This window comes from Pseudomonas ogarae (assembly GCF_014268695.2).
GTDB lineage: Bacteria > Pseudomonadota > Gammaproteobacteria > Pseudomonadales > Pseudomonadaceae > Aquipseudomonas > Aquipseudomonas kilonensis.
The window spans coordinates 6,156,886-6,181,109 of sequence record NZ_CP077086.1; the positions used below are offsets into that span (position 1 = coordinate 6,156,886).

Genomic DNA, 24,224 nt, shown 5'->3' on the forward strand with positions numbered 1-24,224 from the left:
GGATCAAGTCGGTTTTTTCAATTTTGGGTTGGGGCTCGCGAGAGGAAACTGGGCTAGCCGTCGCTGCTAATGCAGCGCTTGCCTCTGCCGAACCATAACAATAGGAAAAATCGACATGTCTGATGCGCATGACAGCCGCTTCGTCATTCGTGACCGTAATTGGCACCCCAAAGCCCTGACACCTGACTACAAGACTTCGATCCTGCGATCACCGCGCCAGGCCCTGGTGAGTATTCCCCAGTCGCTGTCGGAAACCAGCGGGCCGGATTTTTCCCATCTGAAAATGGGCCAGCACGATAACGATCTGCTGCTCAATTTCAATCACGGCGGCTTGCCCATCGGCGAACGCATCATCGTCGCGGGCCGGGTCTGCGACCAATTCGGCAAACCGATTCCCCATACGTTGGTGGAAATGTGGCAAGCCAATGCGGGTGGGCGTTACCGGCATAAGAAAGACAGTTATCTGGCGCCGCTTGATCCCAATTTCGGTGGGGTCGGCCGCGCGCTGACTGACCGTGACGGCAACTACAGTTTCCGCACGGTCAAACCGGGTCCCTACCCATGGCGCAACGGCCCCAATGACTGGCGGCCGGCCCACATCCATGTCTCGATCAGTGGTCCGTCCATTTCCACGCGCTTGATAACTCAACTGTATTTCGAAGGTGATCCGCTCATTCCCATGTGTCCGATCGTCAAGACGATCGCGAATCAGGAGGCGGTGCAGAGCTTGATCGCCAAGCTTGATATGAGCATGGCCAATCCTATGGATTGCCTGGCTTATCGCTTTGATATTGTTCTGCGCGGACAGCGCAAGACCCACTTCGAAAACCGCTGAGGAGGCATGCGCATGTCCGTTCAACTTCTGCCCGAAACCCCTTCGCAAACTGCCGGCCCTTATGTGCATATCGGCTTGGCGCTGGAGGCGGCTGGTAATCCGCCGCGAGAACAGGAAATCTGGAATGAAATGGCCAAGCCTGGCGCGCCAGGTGAGCACATCGTACTGATGGGCCACGTGTATGACGGCAACGGCCATTTGATTCGTGACGCGTTTCTGGAGTTCTGGCAGGCGAATCCGCAAGGCGTCTACGACAGCGCATACGATCTGGAAAAGCCCTTCAACTGTTTTGGCCGTACTGCCACCGCCGAAGACGGAACGTGGATCATCAAGACCGTAAAACCCGGCACCGTGAAAAACGCCGCAGGTTTTCCCATGGCCCCTCATATCAACGTTTCCCTGTTTGCTCGCGGGATCAACATTCACTTGCAGACCCGCCTGTATTTCGACGATAAATCCGAGGCGAACGCCGTGGACCCCATCCTGGGTCTGATCGAGCAGTCGCCACGTCGCGAATCCCTGATTGCCAAGCGCTCCACGCTCGATGGCAAGTTGGTTTATCGGTTCGACATTCATGTGCAAGGTGAATCAGAAACGGTGTTCTTCGATTTTTAATCGCCACTTGCACAGTGCCGGGGCGTGAGCACTCGGGTTGTTTAGATGCCGCCCGCCCCTAAAACCAGACCCATCAGGGTCTGGTTTTTTGTCGAATCCAGCTTTGAAGGCTGACGGTTTTTTGATCGCCATAACAACTCTGGCAGCCAACCGCTCCCCGCCCTTGCCCCTGTACTCACCTGTAGTAATACTCTGTGACGTTCACCCTCCCCACGCCTAAGCCCTTGCAGCTTCCTCACTGAGACGCCCATCATCGCCAGCCCCAGCCTCTCTCGACTGTTTCTTGAACTGTTCTGGCAACTCGGCATGCTGCTGGCGCCAGCCTTTTTCGTCACCTTGCTGCCGCCCCCATTGGCTTTGCTGGCGGTGGTATGCCTCGGACTGCTGATGGGGCTTGCCGCCCGCCTGGGCTTTTTGGCGATGGGCCGAGGCATTGCCCGGCTGACGGTCGGCGCTGTGTTTGGCCTGGGTTTCAGCCTGGGCCGGGCGTTGCCTGAGTGGTGGGGCATCTTGGTAGCGATCGTCGGCATCATGGTCGGGCTCGCCTGCGTCAGTAGCTGGGAGAGGCGCCTTGGGTTGACACCCATTTCCAGCAAAGGGCCGAGTGCCTGGGGCGGAAACGAACCGCTGCTGACCCCTGAAGGCGAGCCGATCCGAGCGTTCAACCACGGCGAAATCGCCATGGGCGGCCCGACTTATTGCGACTATCTGTTCCCCGACGGCGTGCTCCTGTAAGGCCTGGGCTCTTCGGCCGTGTTCTCCAGCGACGGGCGCTACTTCGCGGCACCGGTACCGTCCCGGCAGGCATGGGGATTGGTGGTGCTCGACCGTCAGCAACGCCAGTTGTACCGCTGCGTCGAAAGCGAGCTCTGGGAGTTGGACGCTTTTGACCTCGACCTGTTGAATGGACGCCATAGCCCACTGGTGGATAACAGTGTTCGCGAAACCCGGCTCGATGAGCTGTTGCAAACGGCCAGCGTCACCCCCCTGATGCCTGTCGGCGATCTGTGGCTGGAGTCCGATTGTCATCCTGAGCAAACCTTCGAACGACGCTCCGTTGATGGCCGGCAATGCCTGCAGGGCAATATTTTTTTGCCCTCGACCTTTCGTGACCTGGCCCAGCCACTGGGTCCCCTGCTTTCGCCACGCTATACCGTCAGCGTCAACGGACAAACCTCCAACCTGCTGATGGCGGCAGACGCACCGTTGGTGTGGAGCACCGATCAATGCGCCCTGGTGTGCCTGGCCCAGGCGCGGGATTCTCAAGCAGACGGCGACCAGTATTGGCTGTGGCGGCTCGACAAAGGCTGGCGCGCCTTGCCGTTGCCGTGGGTGAAGAGTGCGACTGAACCGTCCTTCTACTGGCATGAGTTGCTGAGCCTCGACGCACACCATGTGCATATCGGCGCGTACCTCGACTATCCGCGACCGGGTTCCGGCCGGTATGGCTACCGCCTGGACAGCATCCACAGTGATACCGAAACCCAGGCCGGTCATGACGCCCAGGGTCGCGTACAGGTTGCTGAGTTCAAACTGACCCGCATGGCCATCGCGATGCCGCTGGACAGTCCGGGAGTGCGAGGTGACTCGTACATCGAGACGCAGCCGCTGCTGGGTGGCGCATGCGCTCAGCTCATCTGGCTTTGCGACAATCGCGAGGGGCTTGGCGGTTATCGCTGCCAGATTGGTGATTGGCACTTGCCAGGCAGTTGGCTGCTGGATCATCGCATCTCTGACTGCGGGCGTTACCTGGCGCTGCTGCCCTTTGCAGACTCAACGGCAGTGGCCACCCATGCGGTCATTGCAGATGTGAAGGATCGACGCCTGCTGGAAGGGCCCGCCATGTGGGTGGAACGAATACTCGATTTTCGGGATGGCCGCTTGAGTCTGGCCGTGGTGGCCGGTCGTCTTGACCACGATCTGGACAGCAGCGCGCTGCAACGCTTCAACATCCCGGCGCCGCCGATCGGCAGCGATCCTTCGTTCTTTCATCCCAGCGAGCAATCCCGGCTGTTCTACAACACCGTGGACCTGCAGGTGACAAACTCACAACTGCACTGCGTCGCCCCCTGGCGCCTGGTGGATCGTCCGCAAGTGGCCAACGCCGACGGTGACTTCATCCAGCCCGCCCCCGACCATCAGGATGCTGCCTGGCTGTTCGGCAGCGAAACGGAATATGCCGACAGTTGGGTGCGTGCGCAGACGCCCCGGCTCGGAGGCCACCTGCTGACAGCCTCAGGCTGCGCGTTGGTCGACCTGGCACCGTCGATGATCTGGTCGACGGATAGCCGCTATCTGGCCCTGACCTGCATGGCGACCGATGTGACAGAACAGTGTGGAAGCTATCGAGGCTGGCAATTGCTGCTCCTGGATGTCCAGGAACACACATTGCGGGTGCATCCGCAGTGGCTGGGCAACCGGCCGCTGTTTGAAAGCTTCGACGCCGAACAGTTGCATGTACGCTGCTTTGAGCGCGATTGGGAAGCACAAGACGATGACGACCCAGGCTCAGTGCAGTCGTTCTCACTGGATTTCTTGTTGCAGTTGCCCACCGAACAGCTGGTTCGCCAGGACGGTTTCTGGTTCAGGACTTCACAGGTACACCTGGCCCCCGCCTGGCGCGCACTGGCTTTGCCTGCCATTGGCTATTTCGCACGTGAGAGCCTGTAACATGCTCGCCATCGAATGCCTGCGCCGGAGCCCACTTTGACTGACACCCGCCCTCCCGTCCTCGACGAAATCGACCGGCAACTGATCGCGGCGCTGCAAATCAACGCCCGGGAAAGCGTCGCCATGCTCGCCCGGCAACTGGGTATCGCCCGCACAACCGTGACCTCGCGGCTGGCGCGCCTGGAAAAGACCAAGGTGATTACCGGATATGGCGTGCGCCTGGGTCAGCGGGTGATTGACGGTGGCTTGCAGGCTTACGTCGGCATCAAGGTCCAACCGCGCTCCGGCAAGGACGTGCTGCGACGCCTGAGCGCCATGGCCCAGGTACAGCAGTTGTGCGCGGTCAGCGGTGAGTTCGACTATGTCGCCTGGTTGCGCACGGACTCGCCGGAACAACTGGACCAGTTGCTGGACCAGATCGGCAGCGTGGACGGCGTGGAGAAGACCACCACCTCGATCATCCTCAGCAGCAAGATCGATCGAGGCCAGCCAGTCTGAGCCCTGCGTCACTTAACCTGTGGAGCGAGCTTGCTCGCGATGGCGGTCTGTCAGTCCATGAAAGTGCTGACTGAACCGACGCTATCGCGAGCAAGCTCGCTCCCACAGGGAACAACGCAAGTTACGGTGTTGGATGGGAGAAATTTTCGATCCTGACCTGCCCCTCCGGAAAGGTCGCGATAATCTCCAATTCCCCCCCCATGGCCCGGATGTAGTTGCGCAATGTGCTGATGTACATGTCCGTACGGCGCTCCATTTTCGAGACTGCCGCCTGGTTGATATGCAGTGCCTTGGCCAAGGCCTCCTGGCTCAACTCCTGCGCCTGACGCAACTCGTGCAGCGGCATTTCCGCACGCAACTGCTGATACAGAGCCTGTGCACGGGCCTGGGAGTCAGGCGAACGACGCGCCATCAAATCGGAAAATTTCTTAGCCATGGTCAAAGCCCTCTCTCTTCAATACTTCCAAATGCTCGTCATAGAGGCGTTCGGCCAAAGGCACATATTGCTGATACCAACGGTCCTGGCCGGTTTTGTCTCCCCCGATCAGCAGGATGGCGCAGCGTCGTGGATCAAACGCATAGAGCACACGATAAGGCCTACCTGCATGTTGCACCCGTAACTCACGAAGGTTGCCATGACGCGAACCTTTGATATCACTGGTGTGAGGAAAGCCCAGATACGGCCCAGTATCGCCGAGTAGCATCACCGAGACTTGTACCGAGTCTTGCTCCGACTCACTGAGACGGTCCCACCACAGCTCAAATTCGTCAGTGTATTCAACGTCCCATTTCATACAAATATGCCACCCAGGATATATAACCTCAAGGGAATAACCGTAGAAGCATCGGCGGCTACCTGCCCCTCCTGATCGCACAGACAATTGTTAAGGAGAGTTTCTGTGGGAGCGGGCTTGCTCGCGAAAGCGTTGTATCAATCGCCACAGGTGTTGAATGTGCCACCGTATTCGCGAGCAAGCTCGCTCCCACAGTGCCATGTTTCGTCATTACGATTCACGAACACAACAAAGTGACTTAAAACTTCTCAAAACGACGACATATTGTGTCTTATTAACGTGTCCTACCCTCCCTAGAATGGCTGGCATCTTTCCTATACTCAGACGCGAACACTGCGTCGAGTCGCCCACCAAGGTCAGCCATGAACAAGAACAATCGCCACCCAGCAGACGGTAAGAAGCCCATCACCATTTTCGGGCCGGACTTTCCTTTCGCCTTTGACGACTGGATCGAGCATCCGGCCGGCCTTGGCAGTATTCCCGCCCACAACCACGGCGCGGAAGTGGCGATTGTCGGGGCCGGGATCGCCGGCCTGGTGGCGGCGTACGAGCTGATGAAGCTGGGTCTCAAGCCCGTGGTCTACGAAGCGTCGAAGATGGGTGGGCGCCTGCGCTCACAGGCGTTCAACGGCGCCGAAGGGGTGATTGCCGAGCTGGGCGGCATGCGTTTTCCGGTGTCCTCCACCGCGTTCTACCATTACGTCGACAAGCTGGGCCTTGAGACCAAACCGTTCCCCAACCCGCTGACCCCGGCGTCCGGCAGCACGGTCATCGACCTGGAAGGCCAGACCTACTACGCACAGAAACTGGCGGACCTTCCCGCACTGTTCCAGGAAGTCGCCGACGCCTGGGCCGATGCGCTGGAGGATGGCTCGCGCTTCGGCGACATCCAGCAGGCGATCCGCGACCGCGACGTGCCACGCCTCAAGGAGCTGTGGAACACCCTGGTGCCACTGTGGGACGACCGCACCTTCTACGACTTCGTCGCCACTTCCAAGGCCTTCGCCAAGCTCTCTTTCCAGCACCGCGAAGTGTTCGGCCAGGTCGGTTTCGGCACCGGCGGCTGGGATTCGGACTTCCCCAATTCGATGCTGGAAATCTTCCGTGTCGTGATGACCAACTGCGACGACCACCAGCACCTGGTGGTCGGCGGCGTCGAGCAGGTGCCCCACGGCATCTGGAACCACGTGCCGGAACGCTGCGTGCACTGGCCGCAAGGGACCAGCCTGAATTCGTTGCACCTGGGCGCCCCACGCAGCGGCGTGAAGCGCATCGCCCGCGCAGCCGATGGCCGGTTCAGCGTGACCGACGTCTGGGACAACACCCGCGAATACGCCGCGGTGCTGGTCACCTGCCAGAGCTGGCTGCTGACCACCCAGATCGAATGTGAAGAAGCGCTGTTCTCGCAAAAAATGTGGATGGCCCTGGACCGCACCCGCTACATGCAATCGTCGAAGACCTTCGTGATGGTCGACCGGCCATTCTGGAAGGACAAGGACCCGGAGACCGGCCGCGACCTGATGAGCATGACCCTGACCGATCGCCTGACCCGTGGCACCTATCTGTTCGACAACGGGGACGACAAGCCAGGGGTGATTTGCCTGTCGTATTCCTGGATGAGCGATGCCCTGAAAATGCTCCCGCACCCGGTGGAAAAACGCGTGAAGCTGGCCCTCGATGCCCTGAAGAAAATCTATCCCAAGGTGGACATCGCCGCCCGGATCATCGGCGATCCGATCACCGTGTCCTGGGAAGCCGATCCGCATTTCCTCGGCGCATTCAAGGGCGCCCTGCCCGGCCACTATCGCTACAACCAGCGCATGTATGCGCATTTCATGCAGGACGACATGCCGGCCGAACAACGCGGGATCTTTATCGCCGGCGATGACGTCTCATGGACACCGGCCTGGGTCGAAGGCGCGGTACAGACCTCACTCAATGCCGTGTGGGGAATCATGAAGCACTTCGGCGGTGAAACTCACGCCGAGAACCCGGGTCCAGGTGATGTGTTCCATGAGATCGGTCCGATCGCCCTGCCCGAATAAAAGGAGTTATTGATGCGTGTAGCCCTCTACCAATGCCCGCCGCTGCCACTGGATCCGGCCGGCAACCTGCAACGCCTGCACCAGGTGGCGCTGGAAGCCAGGGGCGCCGATGTACTGGTGCTGCCGGAGATGTTCATGACCGGCTACAACATCGGCGTCGACGCGGTGAATGTATTGGCCGAGGTCTACAACGGCGAGTGGGCGCAACAGATCGCCCGCATTGCCAAGGCCGCAGGCCTGGCGATTGTCTATGGCTACCCTGAGCGCGGCGAAGACGGGCAGATCTACAACGCCGTACAGCTGATCGACGCCCAGGGTGAGCGCCTGGCCAACTACCGCAAGAGCCACCTGTTCGGTGACCTCGATCACGCCATGTTCAGCGCCGGCGATGCCGCATTGCCCATCGTGGAGCTCAATGGCTGGAAGCTCGGCCTCCTGATCTGCTACGACCTGGAGTTTCCGGAAAATGCCCGACGCCTGGCCCTGGCCGGCGCCGAGCTGATCCTGGTGCCAACCGCCAACATGCAACCCTACGACTTCATCGCCGACGTCACCGTGCGTGCCCGGGCGATCGAGAACCAGTGTTTCGTGGCGTACGCCAACTACTGCGGCCACGAAGGTGAATTGCAGTATTGTGGCCAAAGCAGCATCGCCGCACCGAACGGCAGCCGCCCGGCCCTTGCAGGGCTGGATGAGGCCTTGATCGTCGGTGAACTGGATCGACAACTGATGGAAGACTCCCGCGCGGCCTACAACTACCTGCACGATCGCCGCCCCGAGCTTTACGACGACCTGCACAAACACTGATTGAGGATTGAGAACGCGGCCTAATCCGCTAGCATGAGCGCATCTTTGTTCTGGAAGCGCTCATGCCGGCCCCCGACTCCCTCCGCCCCCACACTGAAACCCTGGCCAACGGCTTGCGGGTGACATTGCGTCACGTCCCAGGCCTCAAGCGCAGCGCTGCAGTGCTGCGAGTCGCGGCTGGCAGCCATGACGCGCCCCTGGCCTGGCCGGGATTGGCGCACTTGCTCGAACATCTGTTCTTCCTCGGCACCGAGCGTTTCCCCGCCGGGGAGAACCTGATGGCCTACGTGCAGCGCCACGGCGGCCAGGTCAATGCGCGCACCAGCGAACGCACCACGGATTTTTTCTTCGAATTGCCACCCGCAACTTTCTCCGACGGACTCGAACGGCTGGGGGACATGCTTGCCCACCCACGCCTGGATGAAGCCGATCAATTGCGCGAACGGGAAGTGCTGCACGCCGAGTTCATCGCCTGGTCCCAGGATGCTGCAGCCCAGCGACAGCTTGCCTTGCATGACGGCCTGTCGGCGACCCATCCACTGCGGGGTTTTCATGCCGGCAATCGCGATAGCCTGGCAGTGACGCAAGCCGAATTCCAAAGCGCATTGCACGACTTCTATCGCCGCTTTTACCGGAGCGGCCAGATGACCCTGAGCCTGGCCGGCCCGCAAAGCATCGACACCTTGAAAACGCTGGCTGAACAGTTCGACAGCCACATACCTGCCGGCGAAGCGCTTGCCAGGCCGGCACCACCAAGTTTGATGGCATCGTCCCAGTCAAGTTATCAACAGGCCCGCGAGGGTTGCCTTGATCTGCTGTTCGCCTTCGAAGACTTGCCCGCCGCCTCGCCTCAAGCCCTGGATTTTCTGTGTACGTGGCTGAACTCCAGCAAACCGGGCGGCGTGCTCGCCACGTTGCGTCAGCGCGGCCTGGCTGACAGCCTCAAGGCCAACGCGCCGTATGAGTTTGCCGGGCAGGCGCTGCTGCACATCGAACTCAGGCACGCCAACGCTCCGGCAGCGGCGCAAATCCAAGCGTTGCTGCACGACTGGCTGGGTTTCTTTGCCGCCCAGGACGACTGGGCGCCGTTGCGCCAGGAGTTCACCGCGCTGTTGCAGCGCCGGCAGGAGACAGGATCGGCCTTGCAGGTGGCCCGCTGGGACGGTGAAGGACGCGACGGGCCGCTGCTGGCAAACGACCTCGTCAGGCTCAGGGAAATCCTCAGGCAACTGCACCCTGCCGATAACGTCGCGGGACAATGGCAACTGCCCGCGCCCAACCCGTTCCTGCAAACGCCGTGCGAAGCGCCCCGCGCCGGGCTGATACGGGGACAGACCAGCGCCCACCGCGGCTTGCGAACCTTCGCCCAGGACCGCTCCCGGGGTCGCCGGGAACGCTCGCCCATGCAGTTCAGCCAGGCGCTGCCAGACAATGGTCGTGAAGGCGCGGTGTACCTGCGCTGGCAACTGACGACCCAGGCACCGCTGGACTTTCAATCCAGGCTCGACCGGCACCTGCGGGATGTGCAAGAGGATGCTCGCCAGGCCGGCGTGGACGTCAGCTTCGAGCCCTGCGCTGATCAATGGCTGCTGAAACTGGTCGGCTTGCAGGCGCCGATACCGCTGGTACTTGAACACCTTCTGACGAAGCTTGCGCAACCGCTGCCAATGGCCCAAGCCGGTCACGAACCCCCGCCGATGCCGATTCGGCATCTGTTGAAGGCGCTGTCGAACCACTGCCGCCACAACCGGCAAGCGCCAGTGTTACCAGTGCCCGCCAGCGACCAAAGTGTATGGGCAACGGCCCGCTGGGACGGGCTGTCCATCGGCCTGTCGACGGCCACCCAAGGGGCGCTGGGCCCTGCGCTGGCCCGGGTGCCGGGGATCGCCGGCGATGAAGCCAGCCTGGCGCCGGCGCCTCGCGGGCAACGCCTCTGGCATACGCTCCAGACTCACGGCGAAGAACCGGCCGTGTTGCTGTTTTGCCCGACAGCCACTCCGACGCTGGCCGACGAAGCCGCCTGGCGGTTGCTGGCACAGCTGTGTCAGACGCCGTTCTACCAGCGCCTGCGCGTGGAGTTGCAGTTGGGTTATGCGGTGTTCAGTGGATTGAAGCAGATCGACGGGCAAACCGGGGTGTTGTTCGGCGTCCAATCGCCCAGCCTCTCGGTGACGCAACTGAGCGCCCACATCGAGCAATTCCTGGCTGGGTTACCGACGCTGATCGAGCAGCTCGATGACTCATCCCTGACCGGCCAGCAGCAGGCGCTAGCCGCCCAACTCCAGGGCACCGCCCTGCCCTGCGCCCAGGCCGCCGAACTGCTCTGGCACGGCAAGCTGGCCGGCCACCCGTCGGATTATCTTGAGCAACTGTCCGCTGCCATCGTGTGCCTGGATCGCACCCAGCTACAAATGGCCGCCCAACGTCTGATCAAGGCTGAAGGAGGATGGTATTGCCTGAGCAACGGAGCCTGCCCGGAAGAGCGTTGGCAAGCGCCGCAGTGATCGTTGCAGGGGCTGTAATGAGCTTTCTTCGAGAATCGCGGCGAACGAATATGTCAGATTTAGTAACATAGGCGCCTAAGCATCTGAACATCTCCGAACGGAGGTGGACTATATGTATAGGTCTCAACCGTTCTATCTAACGAAAGCATCCCAACCAAAGGAGTATTCCCATGTCCTGGTCCAAACCCGCATATATCGACCTGCGTATCGGTTTCGAAGTCACCATGTACTTCGCCAGCCGTTGAATGCTGCAGGCGGTTAAGCACGCAGCACTACGCCTCGGCCAGCCGAGGCGTTTTTATTTCGGTTTGCAGATGGAGCAGCCATGTTCGTCCAGATTCTAGGTTCTGCCGCCGGTGGCGGTTTCCCCCAGTGGAACTGCAACTGCGCCAATTGCGCAGGTTTCCGCGACGGCAGCCTGCGGGCCCAGGCGCGCACCCAATCGTCCATCGCCCTGTCCGATGACGGTGTGAACTGGGTGCTGTGCAACGCCTCTCCGGACATTCGCGCCCAGCTCCAGGCGTTCGCCCCGATGCAGCCGGGCCGGGCCCTGCGCGACACCGGCATTGGCGCGATCATCCTGATGGACAGCCAGATCGACCACACCACCGGCCTGCTCAGCCTGCGCGAAGGTTGCCCGCATCAAGTCTGGTGCACCGACATGGTCCATGAAGACCTGAGCACGGGCTTTCCGCTGTTCAACATGCTGACCCACTGGAACGGCGGGTTGAGCTGGAATCGCATCGAACTCGACCAGAGCTTCACCATCGAGGCCTGCCCGAACCTGCGCTTCACCCCACTGCCCCTGCGCAGCGCCGCACCGCCCTATTCACCGCATCGCTTCGACCCGCACCCGGGCGACAACATCGGGTTGATCGTCGAAGACCTGCGCACGGGTGGCAAGCTGTTCTATGCCCCGGGGTTGGGCAAGGTCGACGAGTCGTTGTTGGAGATCATGGCCGGCAGCGATTGTCTGCTGGTGGACGGTACGATGTGGGACGACGATGAAATGCAGCGCCGTGGCGTCGGCACCCGCACTGGCCGGGAAATGGGTCACCTGGCCCAGAATGGCCCCGGCGGTATGCTGGAAGTGCTGGAACAAGTGCCTGGGCCGCGCAAGGTCCTTATCCATATCAACAACACCAACCCGATCCTGGATGAAGATTCGCCCGAGCGGGCCGAACTTGTACGTCGAAAGATTGAAGTGTCTTACGACGGAATGAGTATTGAGTTGTAGGAAGGGTGGAACCAATGTGGGGTGAAGCTTGCGGTGTGCCAGTCAACGCTTGTGCTGGCTGATAGGACGCCTTCGCGAGCAAGCCCGCTCCCACAGAGGCCGAGTAGCACTTGATATTTTATGCACCGCAAAACCAATGTGGGAGCGGGCTTGCTCGCGAAGAGGCCAGACCAGCCCCCCAACCGCCAGCGGTTATTCCCCGGAGCCCCAAATGACTGACACCCCCCTGTCCCCCGCCGAGTTCGAAGCCGCGCTGCGTGCCAAGGGCGCGTATTACCACATCCATCACCCGTATCACGTGGCGATGTATGAAGGCCGCGCGACTCGCGAGCAGATCCAGGGCTGGGTCGCGAACCGTTTTTACTACCAGGTGAATATCCCGCTCAAGGATGCCGCGATCCTGGCCAACTGCCCGGACCGGGAGATCCGCCGCGAGTGGATTCAGCGCCTGCTCGACCATGACGGCGCTCCCGGCGAAGACGGCGGCATCGAAGCCTGGTTGCGGCTGGGCCAGGCGGTGGGCCTGGACCCCGATCAACTGCGCTCCCAGGAGCTGGTGCTGCCCGGTGTGCGATTCGCCGTGGATGCCTATGTCAACTTCGCCCGCCGGGCCTGCTGGCAGGAAGCCGCCAGCAGCTCGCTGACCGAACTGTTCGCCCCGCAGATCCACCAGTCGCGCCTGGACAGTTGGCCCCAGCATTACCCTTGGATCGACCCGACCGGCTATGAGTACTTCCGCACCCGCCTGGGCCAGGCCCGACGTGACGTGGAACATGGCCTGGCGATCACCCTGCAGCACTACACCACCCGCGCAGGGCAGGAACGCATGCTGGAGATTCTCCAGTTCAAACTGGACATCCTCTGGAGCATGCTCGACGCCATGAGCATGGCCTATGAATTGAACCGCCCGCCCTACCACAGCGTGACCGGGCAACGGGTGTGGCACAAAGGGATCACCTTATGAGTTTCGACCGCAGCAAAACCCCGCGCTGGCGCCCCGGCTATCGCTTCCAGTACGAACCGGCCCAGAAAGGTCACGTGCTGCTCTATCCTGAAGGCATGATCAAGCTGAATGACAGCGCTGCGCTGATCGGTGGCCTGATCGATGGTGAACGGGATGTCGCGGCCATCATCGGCGAGTTGGCGAAGCAGTTTCCCGACGTGCCGGAACTCGGTGACGACATCGAGCAATTCATGGAGGTCGCCCGTGCACAGCACTGGATCGAACTTGCCTGAGAACACGGGTCTGCCGCCCAAGCCTGAAGTCGGCTTGCCGCTGTGGTTGCTGGCGGAGCTGACCTATCGTTGCCCGCTGCAATGCCCGTACTGCTCCAACCCGCTGGACTTTGCCGAGCAAGGCAAGGAGCTGAGCACCGAACAATGGTTCAAGGTCTTTCGCGAAGCCCGCGAGATGGGCGCCGCGCAGCTGGGCTTTTCCGGCGGCGAGCCGTTGGTGCGCCAGGACCTGGCCGAGTTGATCGGCGAGGCACGCCGGCTGGGTTTCTATACCAACCTGATCACCTCCGGCATCGGCTTGACCGAGCAGAAAATCAGCGACTTCAAGAAGGCCGGCCTGGACCATATCCAGATCAGTTTCCAGGCCAGCGACGAGCAGGTGAACAACCTCCTGGCCGGTTCGAAGAAAGCCTTCGCGCAAAAACTGGAAATGGCCCGGGCGGTAAAGGCCCACGGTTATCCGATGGTGCTGAACTTCGTGACCCATCGGCACAACATCGACAAGATCGATCGCATCATCGAGCTGTGCATCGCCCTGGAAGCCGACTTCGTCGAGCTCGCCACGTGCCAGTTCTATGGCTGGGCGCAGCTCAACCGCGTCGGCCTGCTGCCCACCCGGGAGCAACTGGTGCGCGCCGAGCGTGTCACCAACGAATATCGCGCCAAGCTGGAAGCGCAAGGCAACCCGTGCAAGCTGATCTTCGTCACGCCGGACTACTACGAAGAACGCCCCAAGGGCTGCATGAATGGCTGGGGCAGCATTTTCCTCACCGTCACGCCGGACGGCACGGCATTGCCCTGTCACGGTGCCCGCCAGCTGCCGGTGCAATTTCCCAACGTGCGCGACCACAGCATGCAGCACATCTGGTACGACTCGTTCGGCTTCAACCGCTTCCGCGGTTATGACTGGATGCCCGAACCGTGCCGCTCCTGCGATGAAAAAGAAAAGGACTTCGGCGGCTGCCGCTGCCAGGCATTCATGCTCACAGGCGACGCCAGCAACGCCGACCCGGTGTGCAGCAAGTCCGAACATCACGGCGTGATTCTCAAGGCTCGCGAAGACGCCGAGCACGCCACGCAAACCATTGAACAATTGGCCTTTCGCAATGAACGAAACTCGCGCCTCATCGCCAAAGGCTGAGCCTTTCAGCGCCGCCCAGGCCGTTGCCGCCGGCACCGACTTCGCCGAACTGCAGCTCGGGCCTTTGGGCCTGTTCTGGAATGAATACCGCCCCGCAGACGGCGCCTGCCGGATCTGGCATTGGCAAGACGCCATGCCCCGCTGCCTGACACTGGACGGGTTCAGCGCGCGCAGCCGGGTCTATGAATACGGCGGTGGATCATTTTGCCTGAGCCGTGACGGTGTGCTGTTCGTCAATGAGGCCGACCAGCAGCTGTACCACCAATCCCTGAACGACGAACGCCCCATAGCGCTGACCTCGGGTGACTGCCGTTATGGAGATCTGAGCTTCGTCGACGGCCTGGTATTGGCGGTGGAAGAACAGGCCAACCAGCATCGCCTGGTGTCGATCGGGCTCGTGGATCATCAGCGGCATCTGCTGGCCGAAGGTGCAGATTTCTATGCGTCCCCCACCGTGAGCCCGGACGGTCAGCGGCTCGCCTGGATTGAGTGGAGCCGCCCACATCAACCCTGGACCGCAACGCGCTTGATGCTGGCCGAGCGCAACGCTGCGGGTTGGGGGGCGCCGCGCTGTATCGCGGGCAACGGTGAAGAAGAGTCCATCCAGCAACCGCGCTTCGATGCGACCAGTCGTCTTTATTGCCTGACTGATCGCGGTGGTTATTGGCAGCCTTGGATGGAGTCGGCCCAGGGCCTGGAACCGCTGCCTGCCGCCCAAGCCGATCACGCCCCAGCGCCGTGGCAACTGGGTGGCTGCACCTGGCTGCCGCTGGGCGAACACACGTACCTGGCCAGTTGGACCGAAGCGGGTTTCGGGCGTCTGGGCCTGTGTCACGGAGACGATGCCGATGAGGACTTCACCGGCACCTACACCCGCTTTCGCAGCCTGGCGCTGGATGAGCGGTTCATCTACGCCGTTGCAGCCTCGCCGACCCGCCCATCGGCGATCATTGCCATTGAGCGGCATAGCCACGAAGTGGCCGTGCTGGCCGGAGGCGTCACACCATTGCCCGTCGAACAGATCAGCCGTCCTCGCACCCTGCGCTATCCGTCCGCCTCAGGGGAGGCCCACGGGTTCTTTTACCCGGCCATGAATAAGCAAGCGAAGCCGCCCTTGGTGGTGTTCATTCACGGCGGCCCCACCTCGGCCTGTTATCCCCTGTTCGATCCGCGTATCCAGTATTGGACCCAGCGTGGCTTTGCCGTCGCCGATCTCAATTACCGCGGAAGCAGTGGCTATGGCCGGGCGTATCGGCAGGCGTTGCATTTGAATTGGGGGCTGGTGGATGTCGAGGACGCCTGCGCGGTGGTCGCCTACCTGGATGAACAAGGCCTGATTGACGGCCGACGTGCGTTCATTCGGGGTGGCAGTGCCGGTGGCTACACGACCCTCTGCGCCCTGGCGTTCCATGATGTATTCCGCGCCGGCGCCAGCCTCTATGGCGTGAGCGATCCTGTCGCCCTCGGCCGGGCCACGCACAAGTTCGAAGGTGATTACCTGGACTGGCTGATCGGCGATCCGCAACAGGACGTCGAACGCTATCAAGCCCGCACCCCGCTGCTGCACGCCGGGAACATTCGCGTGCCGGTGATCTTTTTCCAGGGTGAATTGGACGCCGTGGTGGTACCGCAGCAAACCCGCGACATGGTCAGTGCTTTACAGGCCAACGGCGTGGCGGTCGAGGCGCACTACTACCCCGATGAGCGCCATGGTTTTCGCAAGGCCGCGAACCAGGCCCATGCGCTGGAGCATGAGTGGTTGTTCTATCGCAAGGTGATGGATAGCGACCTATAGGACGCCAAAAAACTGTGGGAGCGAGCTTGCTCCCATAGGGGGTTCTATAACCGATGAATTCAGCGCTTGGCGATGATGTACACCGCATGGACGATGCCAGGGATATAACCCAGCAGCGTCAGCAGGATATTCAGCCAGAAAGCCCCGCCGAAGCCGACCTGCAGGAACACCCCCAGTGGCGGCAGCAGGATGGCGATAATGATGCGAATGAAATCCATGGATGACTCCCTGATCGACGATGGCCAAATTGCCCTATAGCTCATTGACCTCAGGCCGCTCGTCAGGGTTCAGTGAAACGCAACCAGAAGCAGCATCGATGGCGGGCACCTGCCAGGAACAAAAAACGCAGGCAAAAGAAAACCCCGCCGAAGCGGGGCTTTGCAGACTGTTTCCCTGACATCCATTTCACTCCGCCGTCCTGGCAGAATCCTACGTATCCGTGTTGTTACTTTGCGCGTCCTGCGCTACATCCATGGAAGCTAGATTAGCCCTGGATCCAATCCGCCGATAGAGGGAAAACGCCAGCACGATGTGTAAGATAATGCTTACACATCGTCATGATTTCAGAACTGGCCGGCTTCCAGCAGGAACAGCGACTCGCTGCCCGCCTTGACCGAAGCGCTCAAGGAATGAATACGCGGCAGCAGGCGGGCGAAATAGAATCGCGCCGTGCCCAGTTTGCTCGCGTAGAAATCATCCTGGCTTTCTTTGCCCAAGGCCGCCCTGGCCATCAGCGCCCACATGTAGGCATACGCGGTGTAGCCAAACGCCTGGAGATACTCCACAGACGCCGCGCCGATTTCGTTCGGGTTGCTTTTCGCCCGGTCCAACAGCCAGTCGGTCAACTCGTCCAGCGTGTCGACAGCGCTGTTCAACGGTTTGATGAACTCCGCCAGATCGCTGTTCGCGGTGGCCGTGAAGTGACGGATTTCATCGGCGAACAACGTGTAGAACGCACCGCCGCTGCCGACGATCTTGCGCCCCACCAGGTCCAGCGCCTGGATACCGTTGGTGCCTTCGTAGATCTGGGTGATACGCACATCGCGCACCAGTTGCTCCTGGCCCCATTCACGAATGTAACCGTGGCCGCCGAACACCTGTTGACCATGGACGGTGGTTTCCAGGCCCAGATCAGTCAGAAAGGCCTTGGCCACCGGCGTCAGCAACGCCACCAGGTCTTCGGCGCGCTTGCGGGTGACTGGGTCTTCGCTGAACTTGGCGGTATCCAGTTGCATCGCCACGTAGGTGGAAAAGGCCCGGCCGCCTTCGTTCGAGGCTTTCATGGTCAGCAGCATCCGACGCACGTCGGGGTGGACGATGATCGGGTCAGCGACCTTGTCCTTGTTCTGCGCACCGGTTGGCGAACGACTTTGCAGGCGGTCACGGGCATATTCGATGGCGTTCTGGTAGGAACGCTCACCGGAGGCCAGGCCCTGGATACCAACCCCCAGGCGCTCGTAGTTCATCATGGTGAACATCGCCGCCAGGCCCTTGTTCGGCTCGCCCACCAGATAACCCACGGCTTCGTCGAAGTTCATCACGCAGGTGGCGGACGCCTGGATGCCCATCTTGTGTTCGATCGACCCGCAGTTGGCCGCGTTGCGCGCGCCCAGGCTGCCGTCGGCATTGACCATGAACTTGGGCACCAGGAACAGCGAAATGCCCTTGGGGCCTGCCGGCGCGTCCGGCAGTTTCGCCAGTACCAAGTGAATGATGTTCTCGGTGAGGTCGTGTTCGCCGCCAGTGATGAAAATCTTCGTGCCACTGACCTTGTAGGAACCGTCGGCCTGGGGTTCGGCCTTGGTGCGGATGATCCCCAGGTCCGTACCGGCATGAGGCTCGGTCAGGCACATGGAACCGGCCCAGACGCCGGCGTACATGTTCGGCAGGTACGCCGCTTTCAGTTCTTCGCTGGCGTGGGCATTGATCGACAGGCAGGCGCCGGCGGTCAGCATCGGGTACAGGCCGAAGGACAGACTGGCGGAGTTGACCATTTCCTCGACCTGGGCCGAAACGGCCTTGGGCATGCCCATGCCGCCGTACACCGGGTCTCCGCCGACACCGACCCAACCGCCTTCAGCGTAAGTCTTGTAGGCCTGTGGGAAACCTGCCGGCGTGGTGACGGCGCCGCCGGCCCAGTGGCAACCTTCTTCGTCAGCGGCGCGGCTGAGGGGGGCGATGCTTTTGCTGGTGACTTTGCCGGCTTCTTCAAGGATCGCTTCGACCGTTTCGGCATCCACGGTGTCGGCCAGCGCCGGCAATTGGGCCCAGAGTTTCGCGACCTCGAACACTTCATTGAGGACGAAGCGCATATCGCGCAGGGGCGCTTTGTAGTCAGCCATGGCAAACCTCGCAGGATCTAAACAGTTGGTTCGTAAAAGACGGTTTTCGCAATGACCTGAGTGTACCTCAACAACTTTTGCGACACATAGGGTCAACCCATGACCGTTTTGTTATTTTTAGTCACCAGGAAGACTTGGATGTTTATCGTGGCGAGGGAGCTTGCTCCCTCGCCACAACATAATCGGTCAGAGCGCAAACAACTCCGCCGGCAGCTTCATCAGACAATCGCTCCCCGCCTCGATGGCGGCCCGATGGGCGGTTGTACGCGGCAGCAGGCGCTTGAAGTAAAACTCGCACGTCGCCAATTTGGCCCGGCAAAAATCCTCGTCTCCAGTGCCACTGTCGAGTTGCGCCTGGGCCACCAAGGCCATGCGCAGCCACAGGTAGGCCAGGATGATGTAGCCGCTGTACATCAGGTAATCCACGGAGGCGGCCCCCACTTCATCGGGATTTTTCATGGCGGCCATGCCGACCCGGGTGGTCAGTTCGCCCCATTGCTGGTTGAGCCCGTCGAGTTGCGCGACGTAATCGTCAAGCTGCGGATGTTCAGCGTTGGCAGCGCAAAATTTATGGACGATTTTGGTGAAGCCACGCAGCAACCTGCCTTGGCTACCCAGCACCTTGCGCCCCAGCAGATCCAGGGCCTGGATGCCATTGGTGCCCTCGTAGATCGGCGCAATGCGGCAGTCGCGCACCAACTGCTCCATGCCCCACTCACGAATGAAGCCGTGACCGCCGAACACTTGCATGCCGTGGTTGGTCACCTCCAGCCCGGTGTCGGTCATGAAGGCCTTGCAGATCGGGGTGAGGAACGCCAGCAGGTCCTCGGCCTCCTGGCGGGCGGTTTCGTCCGCGCTCAGGTGCGCGGTATCGAGCAATTGCGCGGTGAAATACGTCAGCGCCCGGTTGCCTTCGTTGAAGGCCTTCATGGTCAGCAACATCCTGCGCACATCGGGATGGACGATGATCGGGTCGGCGACTTTTTCCGGTGCCTTGGGACCGGTCAGCGCGCGCATCTGCAACCGGTCGTTGGCGTATTTGATCGCGCCCTGGAAGCTCGCCTCGCCCAGGCACAGGCCCTGCATACCGGTACCGAGCCGGGCGTGGTTCATCATGGTGAACATGCAATTGAGGCCCTTGTTCGGCTCGCCAATCAGGAAACCCTTGGCCCCATCGAAATTCAGCACGCAGGTGGCCGAGGCCTTGATGCCCATCTTGTGTTCGATCGAACCACAGGACACGCCATTGCGCGGCCCGGCCTCACCCGTGGTGTCGGGCAGGAACTTGGGCACGATGAACAACGAGATGCCTTTGGTCCCGGCGGGGGCGTCCGGCAACTTGGCCAGCACCAGGTGGATGATGTTATCGCTCATGTCGTGTTCGCCGGCGGAAATGAAGATCTTGCTGCCGGAGATCGCGTAGCTGCCGTCGGCCTGGGGCACGGCGCGGGTCTTGATGATGCCCAGGTCGGTGCCGCAGTGGGCTTCGGTCAGGCACATGGTGCCGGTCCACTGGCCGGCGGTGAGTTTGCTCAGGTAGGTCTGTTTCTGTTCTGCCGTGCCGTGGGCATGGATCGCCGACATGGCACCGTGAGTCAGGCCCGGGTACATGCCCCAGGAGGTGTTGCTGGAGCCAATCATCTCGCTGATGACCAGGCCCAGGGAGCTGGGCAATCCTTGGCCACCATACGCAGGATCTGCCGCCAAGCCGTGCCAGCCGCCTTCCACGTACTGTGCGAAAGCCTGCTTGAAGCCTGTCGGCGTGGTGACTACACCGTTGTCGAAATGGCAACCTTCTTCGTCACCGGAGCGATTGAGCGGCGCCAGCACGTTCTCGCAGAACCTGGCGCCTTCCTCGAGGATCGCGCTGACCATGTCCGGGCTGGCATCGCTGGCGCCCAGCTCGGCATAGCGGCCATGGAAATCGAAGACGTGATCGATCAGAAAGCGCATGTCGCGCAGCGGGGCTTTGTACTCGGGCATGGTGGTTTTCTCCGGTAGCAGATCGTTTCAACCTACTGCCGGCCACCCAGGCCCACAATCACAGTCCAGAAGCTGAATGCGCCGTCATCACTCAACCCGCGGCAGTCTCCATGCGCACCGCACCGCGGCGGTTCTGCCCGAAGGCAATCACACAGTTGCGCCCCGCGCCCTTGGCGTTATACAGCGCCTGGTCGGCGGACTTGAGCACTTCTTCAGGCGTGCGTTGCTCGAGGCGTTCCGCGACGCCGATGCTGACCGTCACCGAGACGCTGGATGCGCCGGCGCCAGAACGACGCTGGCGACCTTGTTGATCGTCCTGGGGACGGCTGTCGGAATTACGCAGCTGGATCGCGTACGTCTCGATGGACTGGCGGATGACCTCCAAATGGGGCATGCACTCATCGATGGTCTTGCCTGCGAACACCAGGGCAAATTCCTCACCGCCGTAGCGATACGCCCTACCGCCACCGCCGATTTTCGACAATTTGCTGGCCACCAGGCGCAGCACCTGGTCACCTACATCGTGGCCGTGGGTGTCGTTGAATTTCTTGAAGTGGTCCACGTCGCTCATCGCCAGCACATAATTGCGCCCCAGGCGCTGCATGCGCTCGTTCAGCGCCCGACGACCCGGCAGGCCGGTCAGCTCGTCACGGAAGGCCATTTGATAGGCCTCGTGGGCAACCGCCGCAGCGATCATCAGCATCACCTGGCTGCACATGATGTTCAGGGTGAACGGCAGGATAAAAGTCTTCGGCAGCATCCAGAACAACCCGAGCAACCCCACCAGTTGCGCCGCATGCAGTGGCCGGGGGTTGCGCCAATATTGCCAGGCCAGCAGCAGGAATGCGGCGGCGAACATCGGGTAGGACAATTGGATCAGGCTCATCCAGGCGCCGTGCAACGCGGGCCAGCGGATCTCCGAAAGCCACAACAGCAAGGCATGGGGGAAACTCTGCTCCAGGGCCAGCGCCACGCTGCCAAAGGCCAGCAACACCGCGAACCGCGCCACCATGTCCTGGAACAAGTGGGTACGCTCCTGCCACGCCGCAAACAGCCCGAACAACAGCGGCAGCAACAGGCAAACGAGATGGAACACCACCGCCGCGTCTTCGCGCACCTTGCCGTTATCGCGGTAGAAGTCGGTCTGAGTGTCGAGGAGGAAGTAGGCGATGTACACCGTGACCATCAGAAACAGTTCACGCTGACGTCGGTAGACCGCGCAATACGCCCCGCCCAACAACAACACCAGCGTCGGGAGCACGTTGAACAGCGAGGTGAAGAAAACGTTGAGATCCTTGACGTAGGCAGCCGCAAGCCCCGCCAGCAACAGCAGCAATGACGGGAGGAAATGGCTCAGACGTACAGCGGAAGAACGCGGCAAGGGTAAAGCTCCGACCCGGCTGATCAAAGATGGCATTGTGCCTGCAACTGGAGCAGTAAGGCACGCGAGATGTGACAGATGTCACACTGCCATCGCTGTAACGGCAGAGGGGACGGTTTTCTTAGGGTCGAGTTGGATGAATATTGTTTCAGGATCCTAGTTGCCCCTGTGGGAGCGAGCTTGCTCGCGATAGCGGTGTGTCAGCCATGAAGGTACTGACTGAACAAACGCCATCGCGAGCAAGCTCGCTCCCACAAGGGCCTGCGCTGGATACAAATTTTGTGGCAGACATGAAAAAGCCGCTGCTCCCGAAGAAGCAGCGGCTTTTGGAAGCACCGCGTGAGGCTTAGTAGCCCAGCGCGAAGTCCTCTTCCTTCATGTCCATCAGGTTGTTGGCGCCCGACAGCATGGTTGCCACGTGGGTACGGGTACGCGGCAGGATGCGCTGGAAGTAGAAACGCGCGGTCTGCAGCTTGGCGGTGTAGAAGGCTTCTTCAGTGGTGCCGGCTGCGAGTTTTTCCGCCGCCAGGCGCGCCATGTCGGCCCAGAAATAGGCCAGGCAGGCGTAACCGGAGTACATCAGGTAGTCCACCGACGCGGCGCCGACTTCTTCGCGATCCTTCATGGCCGCCATACCGACCTTCATGGTCAGCTCGCCCCATTCCTTGTTCAGCGCAGCCAGGGGTTCTACGAATTCCTTGACCGCTTCGTTGCCTTCGTTACCCTGGCAGAACTTGTGGACGATCTTGGTGAAGCCCTTGAGTGCCTCGCCCTGGGTCATCAGCACTTTACGGCCCAGCAGATCGAGGGCCTGGATGCCAGTGGTGCCTTCGTACAGCATCGAGATACGGCTGTCGCGAACGTTCTGCTCCATGCCCCACTCGGCAATGAAGCCGTGGCCACCGTAGATCTGCACGCCGTGGTTGGCCGATTCGAAGCCGACTTCGGTCATGAAGGCCTTGGCGATCGGCGTCATGAACGCCAGCAGCGCATCGGCTTTTTTCTTCTCTTCTTCATCTACGCCGTACTTGACGATGTCGACCTGCTTGGCGGTGAAGTAGACCATCGCCCGGTTACCTTCGGCGAAGGCCTTCATGGTCAGCAGCATGCGACGCACGTCAGGGTGGACGATGATCGGGTCAGCAGCCTTGTCTGGCGCTTTCGGGCCAGTCAGGGAACGCATTTGCAGGCGATCGCGGGCATATTTCAGGCCGCCCTGGAAGCCGATCTCGGCGTGGGCCAGGCCTTGCAGTGCGGTGCCCAGGCGTGCGGTGTTCATGAAGGTGAACATGCAGTTCAGGCCTTTGTTCGCCGGGCCGATCAGGTATCCGGTGGCCGCGTCGAAGTTCATCACGCAGGTGGCGTTGCCGTGGATGCCCATCTTGTGTTCCAGGGAGCCGCAGCTCACCGCGTTGCGCTGGCCAATGGAGCCGTCGGCGTTAGGCAGGAACTTGGGAACGATGAACAGCGAAATGCCCTTGGTGCCAGCCGGTGCGTCCGGCAGGCGTGCCAGCACGATGTGGACGATGTTGTCGGCCATGTCGTGTTCGCCGGCCGAAATGAAGATCTTCGTACCGGAAACCTTGTAGGAACCGTCGGCCTGAGGCTCGGCCTTGGTGCGCAGCATGCCCAGGTCGGTGCCACAGTGCGGTTCGGTCAGGCACATGGTGCCGGTCCATTCGCCGGAAACCAGCTTGGTCAGGTAAGCCTCTTGCTGTTCAGGCGTACCGTGCTCGGAAATCGTGTTCATCGCGCCATGGGACAGGCCCGGGTACATGCCCCACGACCAGTTGGCTTCACCGACCATCTCGCTGACCGCCAGGCCCAGGGATTCCGGCAGACCTTGACCACCGTGCTCGACGTCGTGGGCCAGGCTTGGCCAGCCACCTTCGACGAATTGCTTGTAGGCTTCCTTGAAACCCGTCGGGGTTTTCACGCCGGACTCGCTCCAGGTGCAACCTTCGATGTCGCCCACGCGGTTCAGCGGCGCCAGCACCTGCTCACAAAACTTGGCGCCTTCTTCGAGAATGGCGTCAACCATGTCCGGAGTTGCGTCCTGGCAAGCCGGAAGGCTCTGATAATGCGCTTCGTAGCCAAGCAGTTCGTCACGAACGAAGCGAATATCACGCAAGGGGGCCTTGTAGTCAGGCATAGCGATAAACCTCTGCTGATGTAACCGGGAATGAACGACCGCGTGGATTTGTTGTAGCGGTCAAACAGTTGTTTGAAACATACGTTTACGCCCAAATCTTGTCAAGCACCGATCTTTTGCCGTTCGTCATCAGCCGAGAAAAATGCCGGACACGGGAAATCCATCGCGCTGAAGAATCCGCGATGCGCG

At 61.1% G+C, this 24,224-nt stretch carries 21 protein-coding genes; 14 read left to right on the forward strand and 7 right to left on the reverse strand.

What is annotated here, in order from left to right:
• The first annotated feature begins 115 nt into the window (after nucleotides 1-115).
• The 5 genes from pcaH to HU749_RS27300 all read left to right on the forward strand — a co-directional run bounded on the left by pcaH (nucleotide 116) and on the right by HU749_RS27300 (nucleotide 4,618).
• Nucleotides 116-835 carry a protocatechuate 3,4-dioxygenase subunit beta gene (gene pcaH, locus HU749_RS27285; protein ID WP_046064546.1) on the forward strand — a complete coding sequence of 240 codons (720 nt, stop codon included), beginning with the start codon at nucleotides 116-118 and terminating at the stop codon, nucleotides 833-835.
• Between the two features lie 12 nt (nucleotides 836-847).
• On the forward strand, nucleotides 848-1,450 hold the full coding sequence (pcaG, locus tag HU749_RS27290) for a protocatechuate 3,4-dioxygenase subunit alpha (RefSeq protein WP_186652120.1): 603 nt from the start codon (nucleotides 848-850) through the stop codon (nucleotides 1,448-1,450).
• A 306-nt stretch (nucleotides 1,451-1,756) separates the two neighbouring features.
• Complete coding sequence (locus tag HU749_RS29330; protein WP_225919114.1) at nucleotides 1,757-2,185, forward strand: hypothetical protein; 429 nt, start codon at nucleotides 1,757-1,759, stop codon at nucleotides 2,183-2,185.
• 18 nt (nucleotides 2,186-2,203) lie between these two features.
• A complete protein-coding gene (locus HU749_RS27295; protein ID WP_225919115.1) occupies nucleotides 2,204-4,120 on the forward strand; it encodes a hypothetical protein in 1,917 nt (638 codons plus the stop codon).
• A 36-nt stretch (nucleotides 4,121-4,156) separates the two neighbouring features.
• Nucleotides 4,157-4,618: an Lrp/AsnC family transcriptional regulator gene (locus tag HU749_RS27300; protein WP_018607342.1), complete on the forward strand. Its 462-nt coding sequence runs from the start codon at nucleotides 4,157-4,159 to the stop codon at nucleotides 4,616-4,618.
• Nucleotides 4,619-4,739: 121 nt separating this feature from the next.
• On the opposite strand, the gene HU749_RS27305 is transcribed toward HU749_RS27300, so the two are convergent.
• Nucleotides 4,740-5,054, reverse strand: coding sequence for an XRE family transcriptional regulator (locus HU749_RS27305; protein ID WP_024616743.1), 315 nt, complete (start codon nucleotides 5,052-5,054; stop codon nucleotides 4,740-4,742).
• Nucleotides 5,047-5,412, reverse strand: a complete 366-nt coding sequence (locus HU749_RS27310) for a type II toxin-antitoxin system RelE/ParE family toxin (RefSeq protein ID WP_024616744.1) — start codon at nucleotides 5,410-5,412, stop codon at nucleotides 5,047-5,049. The genes HU749_RS27305 and HU749_RS27310 overlap by 8 nt, the downstream gene beginning before the upstream one ends.
• Nucleotides 5,413-5,774: 362 nt before the next feature.
• Here HU749_RS27310 and HU749_RS27315 point away from each other — a divergent pair, with 362 nt between their 5' ends.
• From HU749_RS27315 to HU749_RS27355, 9 genes are all read left to right on the forward strand, one after another.
• Complete coding sequence (locus HU749_RS27315; RefSeq protein ID WP_186652122.1) at nucleotides 5,775-7,457, forward strand: flavin monoamine oxidase family protein; 1,683 nt, start codon at nucleotides 5,775-5,777, stop codon at nucleotides 7,455-7,457.
• A gap of 12 nt (nucleotides 7,458-7,469) precedes the next feature.
• Nucleotides 7,470-8,264, forward strand: a complete 795-nt coding sequence (locus HU749_RS27320; RefSeq protein WP_079302823.1) for a carbon-nitrogen hydrolase family protein — start codon at nucleotides 7,470-7,472, stop codon at nucleotides 8,262-8,264.
• Between the two features lie 62 nt (nucleotides 8,265-8,326).
• Entirely contained in the window at nucleotides 8,327-10,768 is a 2,442-nt protein-coding gene (gene pqqF / locus HU749_RS27325) for a pyrroloquinoline quinone biosynthesis protein PqqF (protein WP_186652124.1), read from the forward strand.
• Nucleotides 10,769-10,938: 170 nt separating this feature from the next.
• The gene (gene pqqA, locus HU749_RS27330; RefSeq protein ID WP_003177660.1) at nucleotides 10,939-11,013 is read left to right on the forward strand and encodes a pyrroloquinoline quinone precursor peptide PqqA; all 75 of its coding nucleotides are present in this window, start codon (nucleotides 10,939-10,941) and stop codon (nucleotides 11,011-11,013) included.
• A gap of 80 nt (nucleotides 11,014-11,093) precedes the next feature.
• Complete coding sequence (pqqB, locus tag HU749_RS27335; protein ID WP_079302825.1) at nucleotides 11,094-12,005, forward strand: pyrroloquinoline quinone biosynthesis protein PqqB; 912 nt, start codon at nucleotides 11,094-11,096, stop codon at nucleotides 12,003-12,005.
• 211 nt (nucleotides 12,006-12,216) lie between these two features.
• On the forward strand, nucleotides 12,217-12,969 hold the full coding sequence (gene pqqC, locus HU749_RS27340; RefSeq protein ID WP_014340538.1) for a pyrroloquinoline-quinone synthase PqqC: 753 nt from the start codon (nucleotides 12,217-12,219) through the stop codon (nucleotides 12,967-12,969).
• On the forward strand, nucleotides 12,966-13,241 hold the full coding sequence (gene pqqD, locus HU749_RS27345; RefSeq protein ID WP_014340539.1) for a pyrroloquinoline quinone biosynthesis peptide chaperone PqqD: 276 nt from the start codon (nucleotides 12,966-12,968) through the stop codon (nucleotides 13,239-13,241). Before pqqC ends, pqqD begins: the two co-directional genes overlap by 4 nt.
• Nucleotides 13,213-14,382 carry a pyrroloquinoline quinone biosynthesis protein PqqE gene (gene pqqE / locus HU749_RS27350; RefSeq protein ID WP_095974299.1) on the forward strand — a complete coding sequence of 390 codons (1,170 nt, stop codon included), beginning with the start codon at nucleotides 13,213-13,215 and terminating at the stop codon, nucleotides 14,380-14,382. Before pqqD ends, pqqE begins: the two co-directional genes overlap by 29 nt.
• A complete protein-coding gene (locus tag HU749_RS27355; RefSeq protein WP_186649158.1) occupies nucleotides 14,348-16,177 on the forward strand; it encodes a S9 family peptidase in 1,830 nt (609 codons plus the stop codon). The genes pqqE and HU749_RS27355 overlap by 35 nt, the downstream gene beginning before the upstream one ends.
• 59 nt (nucleotides 16,178-16,236) lie before the next feature.
• Here HU749_RS27355 and HU749_RS27360 read toward each other — a convergent pair whose 3' ends face one another.
• The 5 genes from HU749_RS27360 to HU749_RS27380 all read right to left on the reverse strand — a co-directional run bounded on the left by HU749_RS27360 (nucleotide 16,237) and on the right by HU749_RS27380 (nucleotide 24,035).
• Nucleotides 16,237-16,395, reverse strand: a complete 159-nt coding sequence (locus HU749_RS27360) for a YqaE/Pmp3 family membrane protein (protein WP_003177654.1) — start codon at nucleotides 16,393-16,395, stop codon at nucleotides 16,237-16,239.
• A 345-nt stretch (nucleotides 16,396-16,740) separates the two neighbouring features.
• Entirely contained in the window at nucleotides 16,741-18,519 is a 1,779-nt protein-coding gene (locus tag HU749_RS27365; protein WP_186649160.1) for an acyl-CoA dehydrogenase C-terminal domain-containing protein, read from the reverse strand.
• Between the two features lie 186 nt (nucleotides 18,520-18,705).
• Nucleotides 18,706-20,502 (reverse strand): acyl-CoA dehydrogenase C-terminal domain-containing protein, encoded by a 1,797-nt coding sequence (locus HU749_RS27370; RefSeq protein ID WP_186649164.1) that lies wholly within the window; start codon nucleotides 20,500-20,502, stop codon nucleotides 18,706-18,708.
• A 91-nt stretch (nucleotides 20,503-20,593) separates the two neighbouring features.
• Nucleotides 20,594-21,883 carry a GGDEF domain-containing protein gene (locus HU749_RS27375; protein WP_079302889.1) on the reverse strand — a complete coding sequence of 430 codons (1,290 nt, stop codon included), beginning with the start codon at nucleotides 21,881-21,883 and terminating at the stop codon, nucleotides 20,594-20,596.
• Nucleotides 21,884-22,229: 346 nt separating this feature from the next.
• Nucleotides 22,230-24,035: a phenylacyl-CoA dehydrogenase gene (locus HU749_RS27380; RefSeq protein ID WP_003206230.1), complete on the reverse strand. Its 1,806-nt coding sequence runs from the start codon at nucleotides 24,033-24,035 to the stop codon at nucleotides 22,230-22,232.
• Nucleotides 24,036-24,224: the final 189 nt, after the last annotated feature.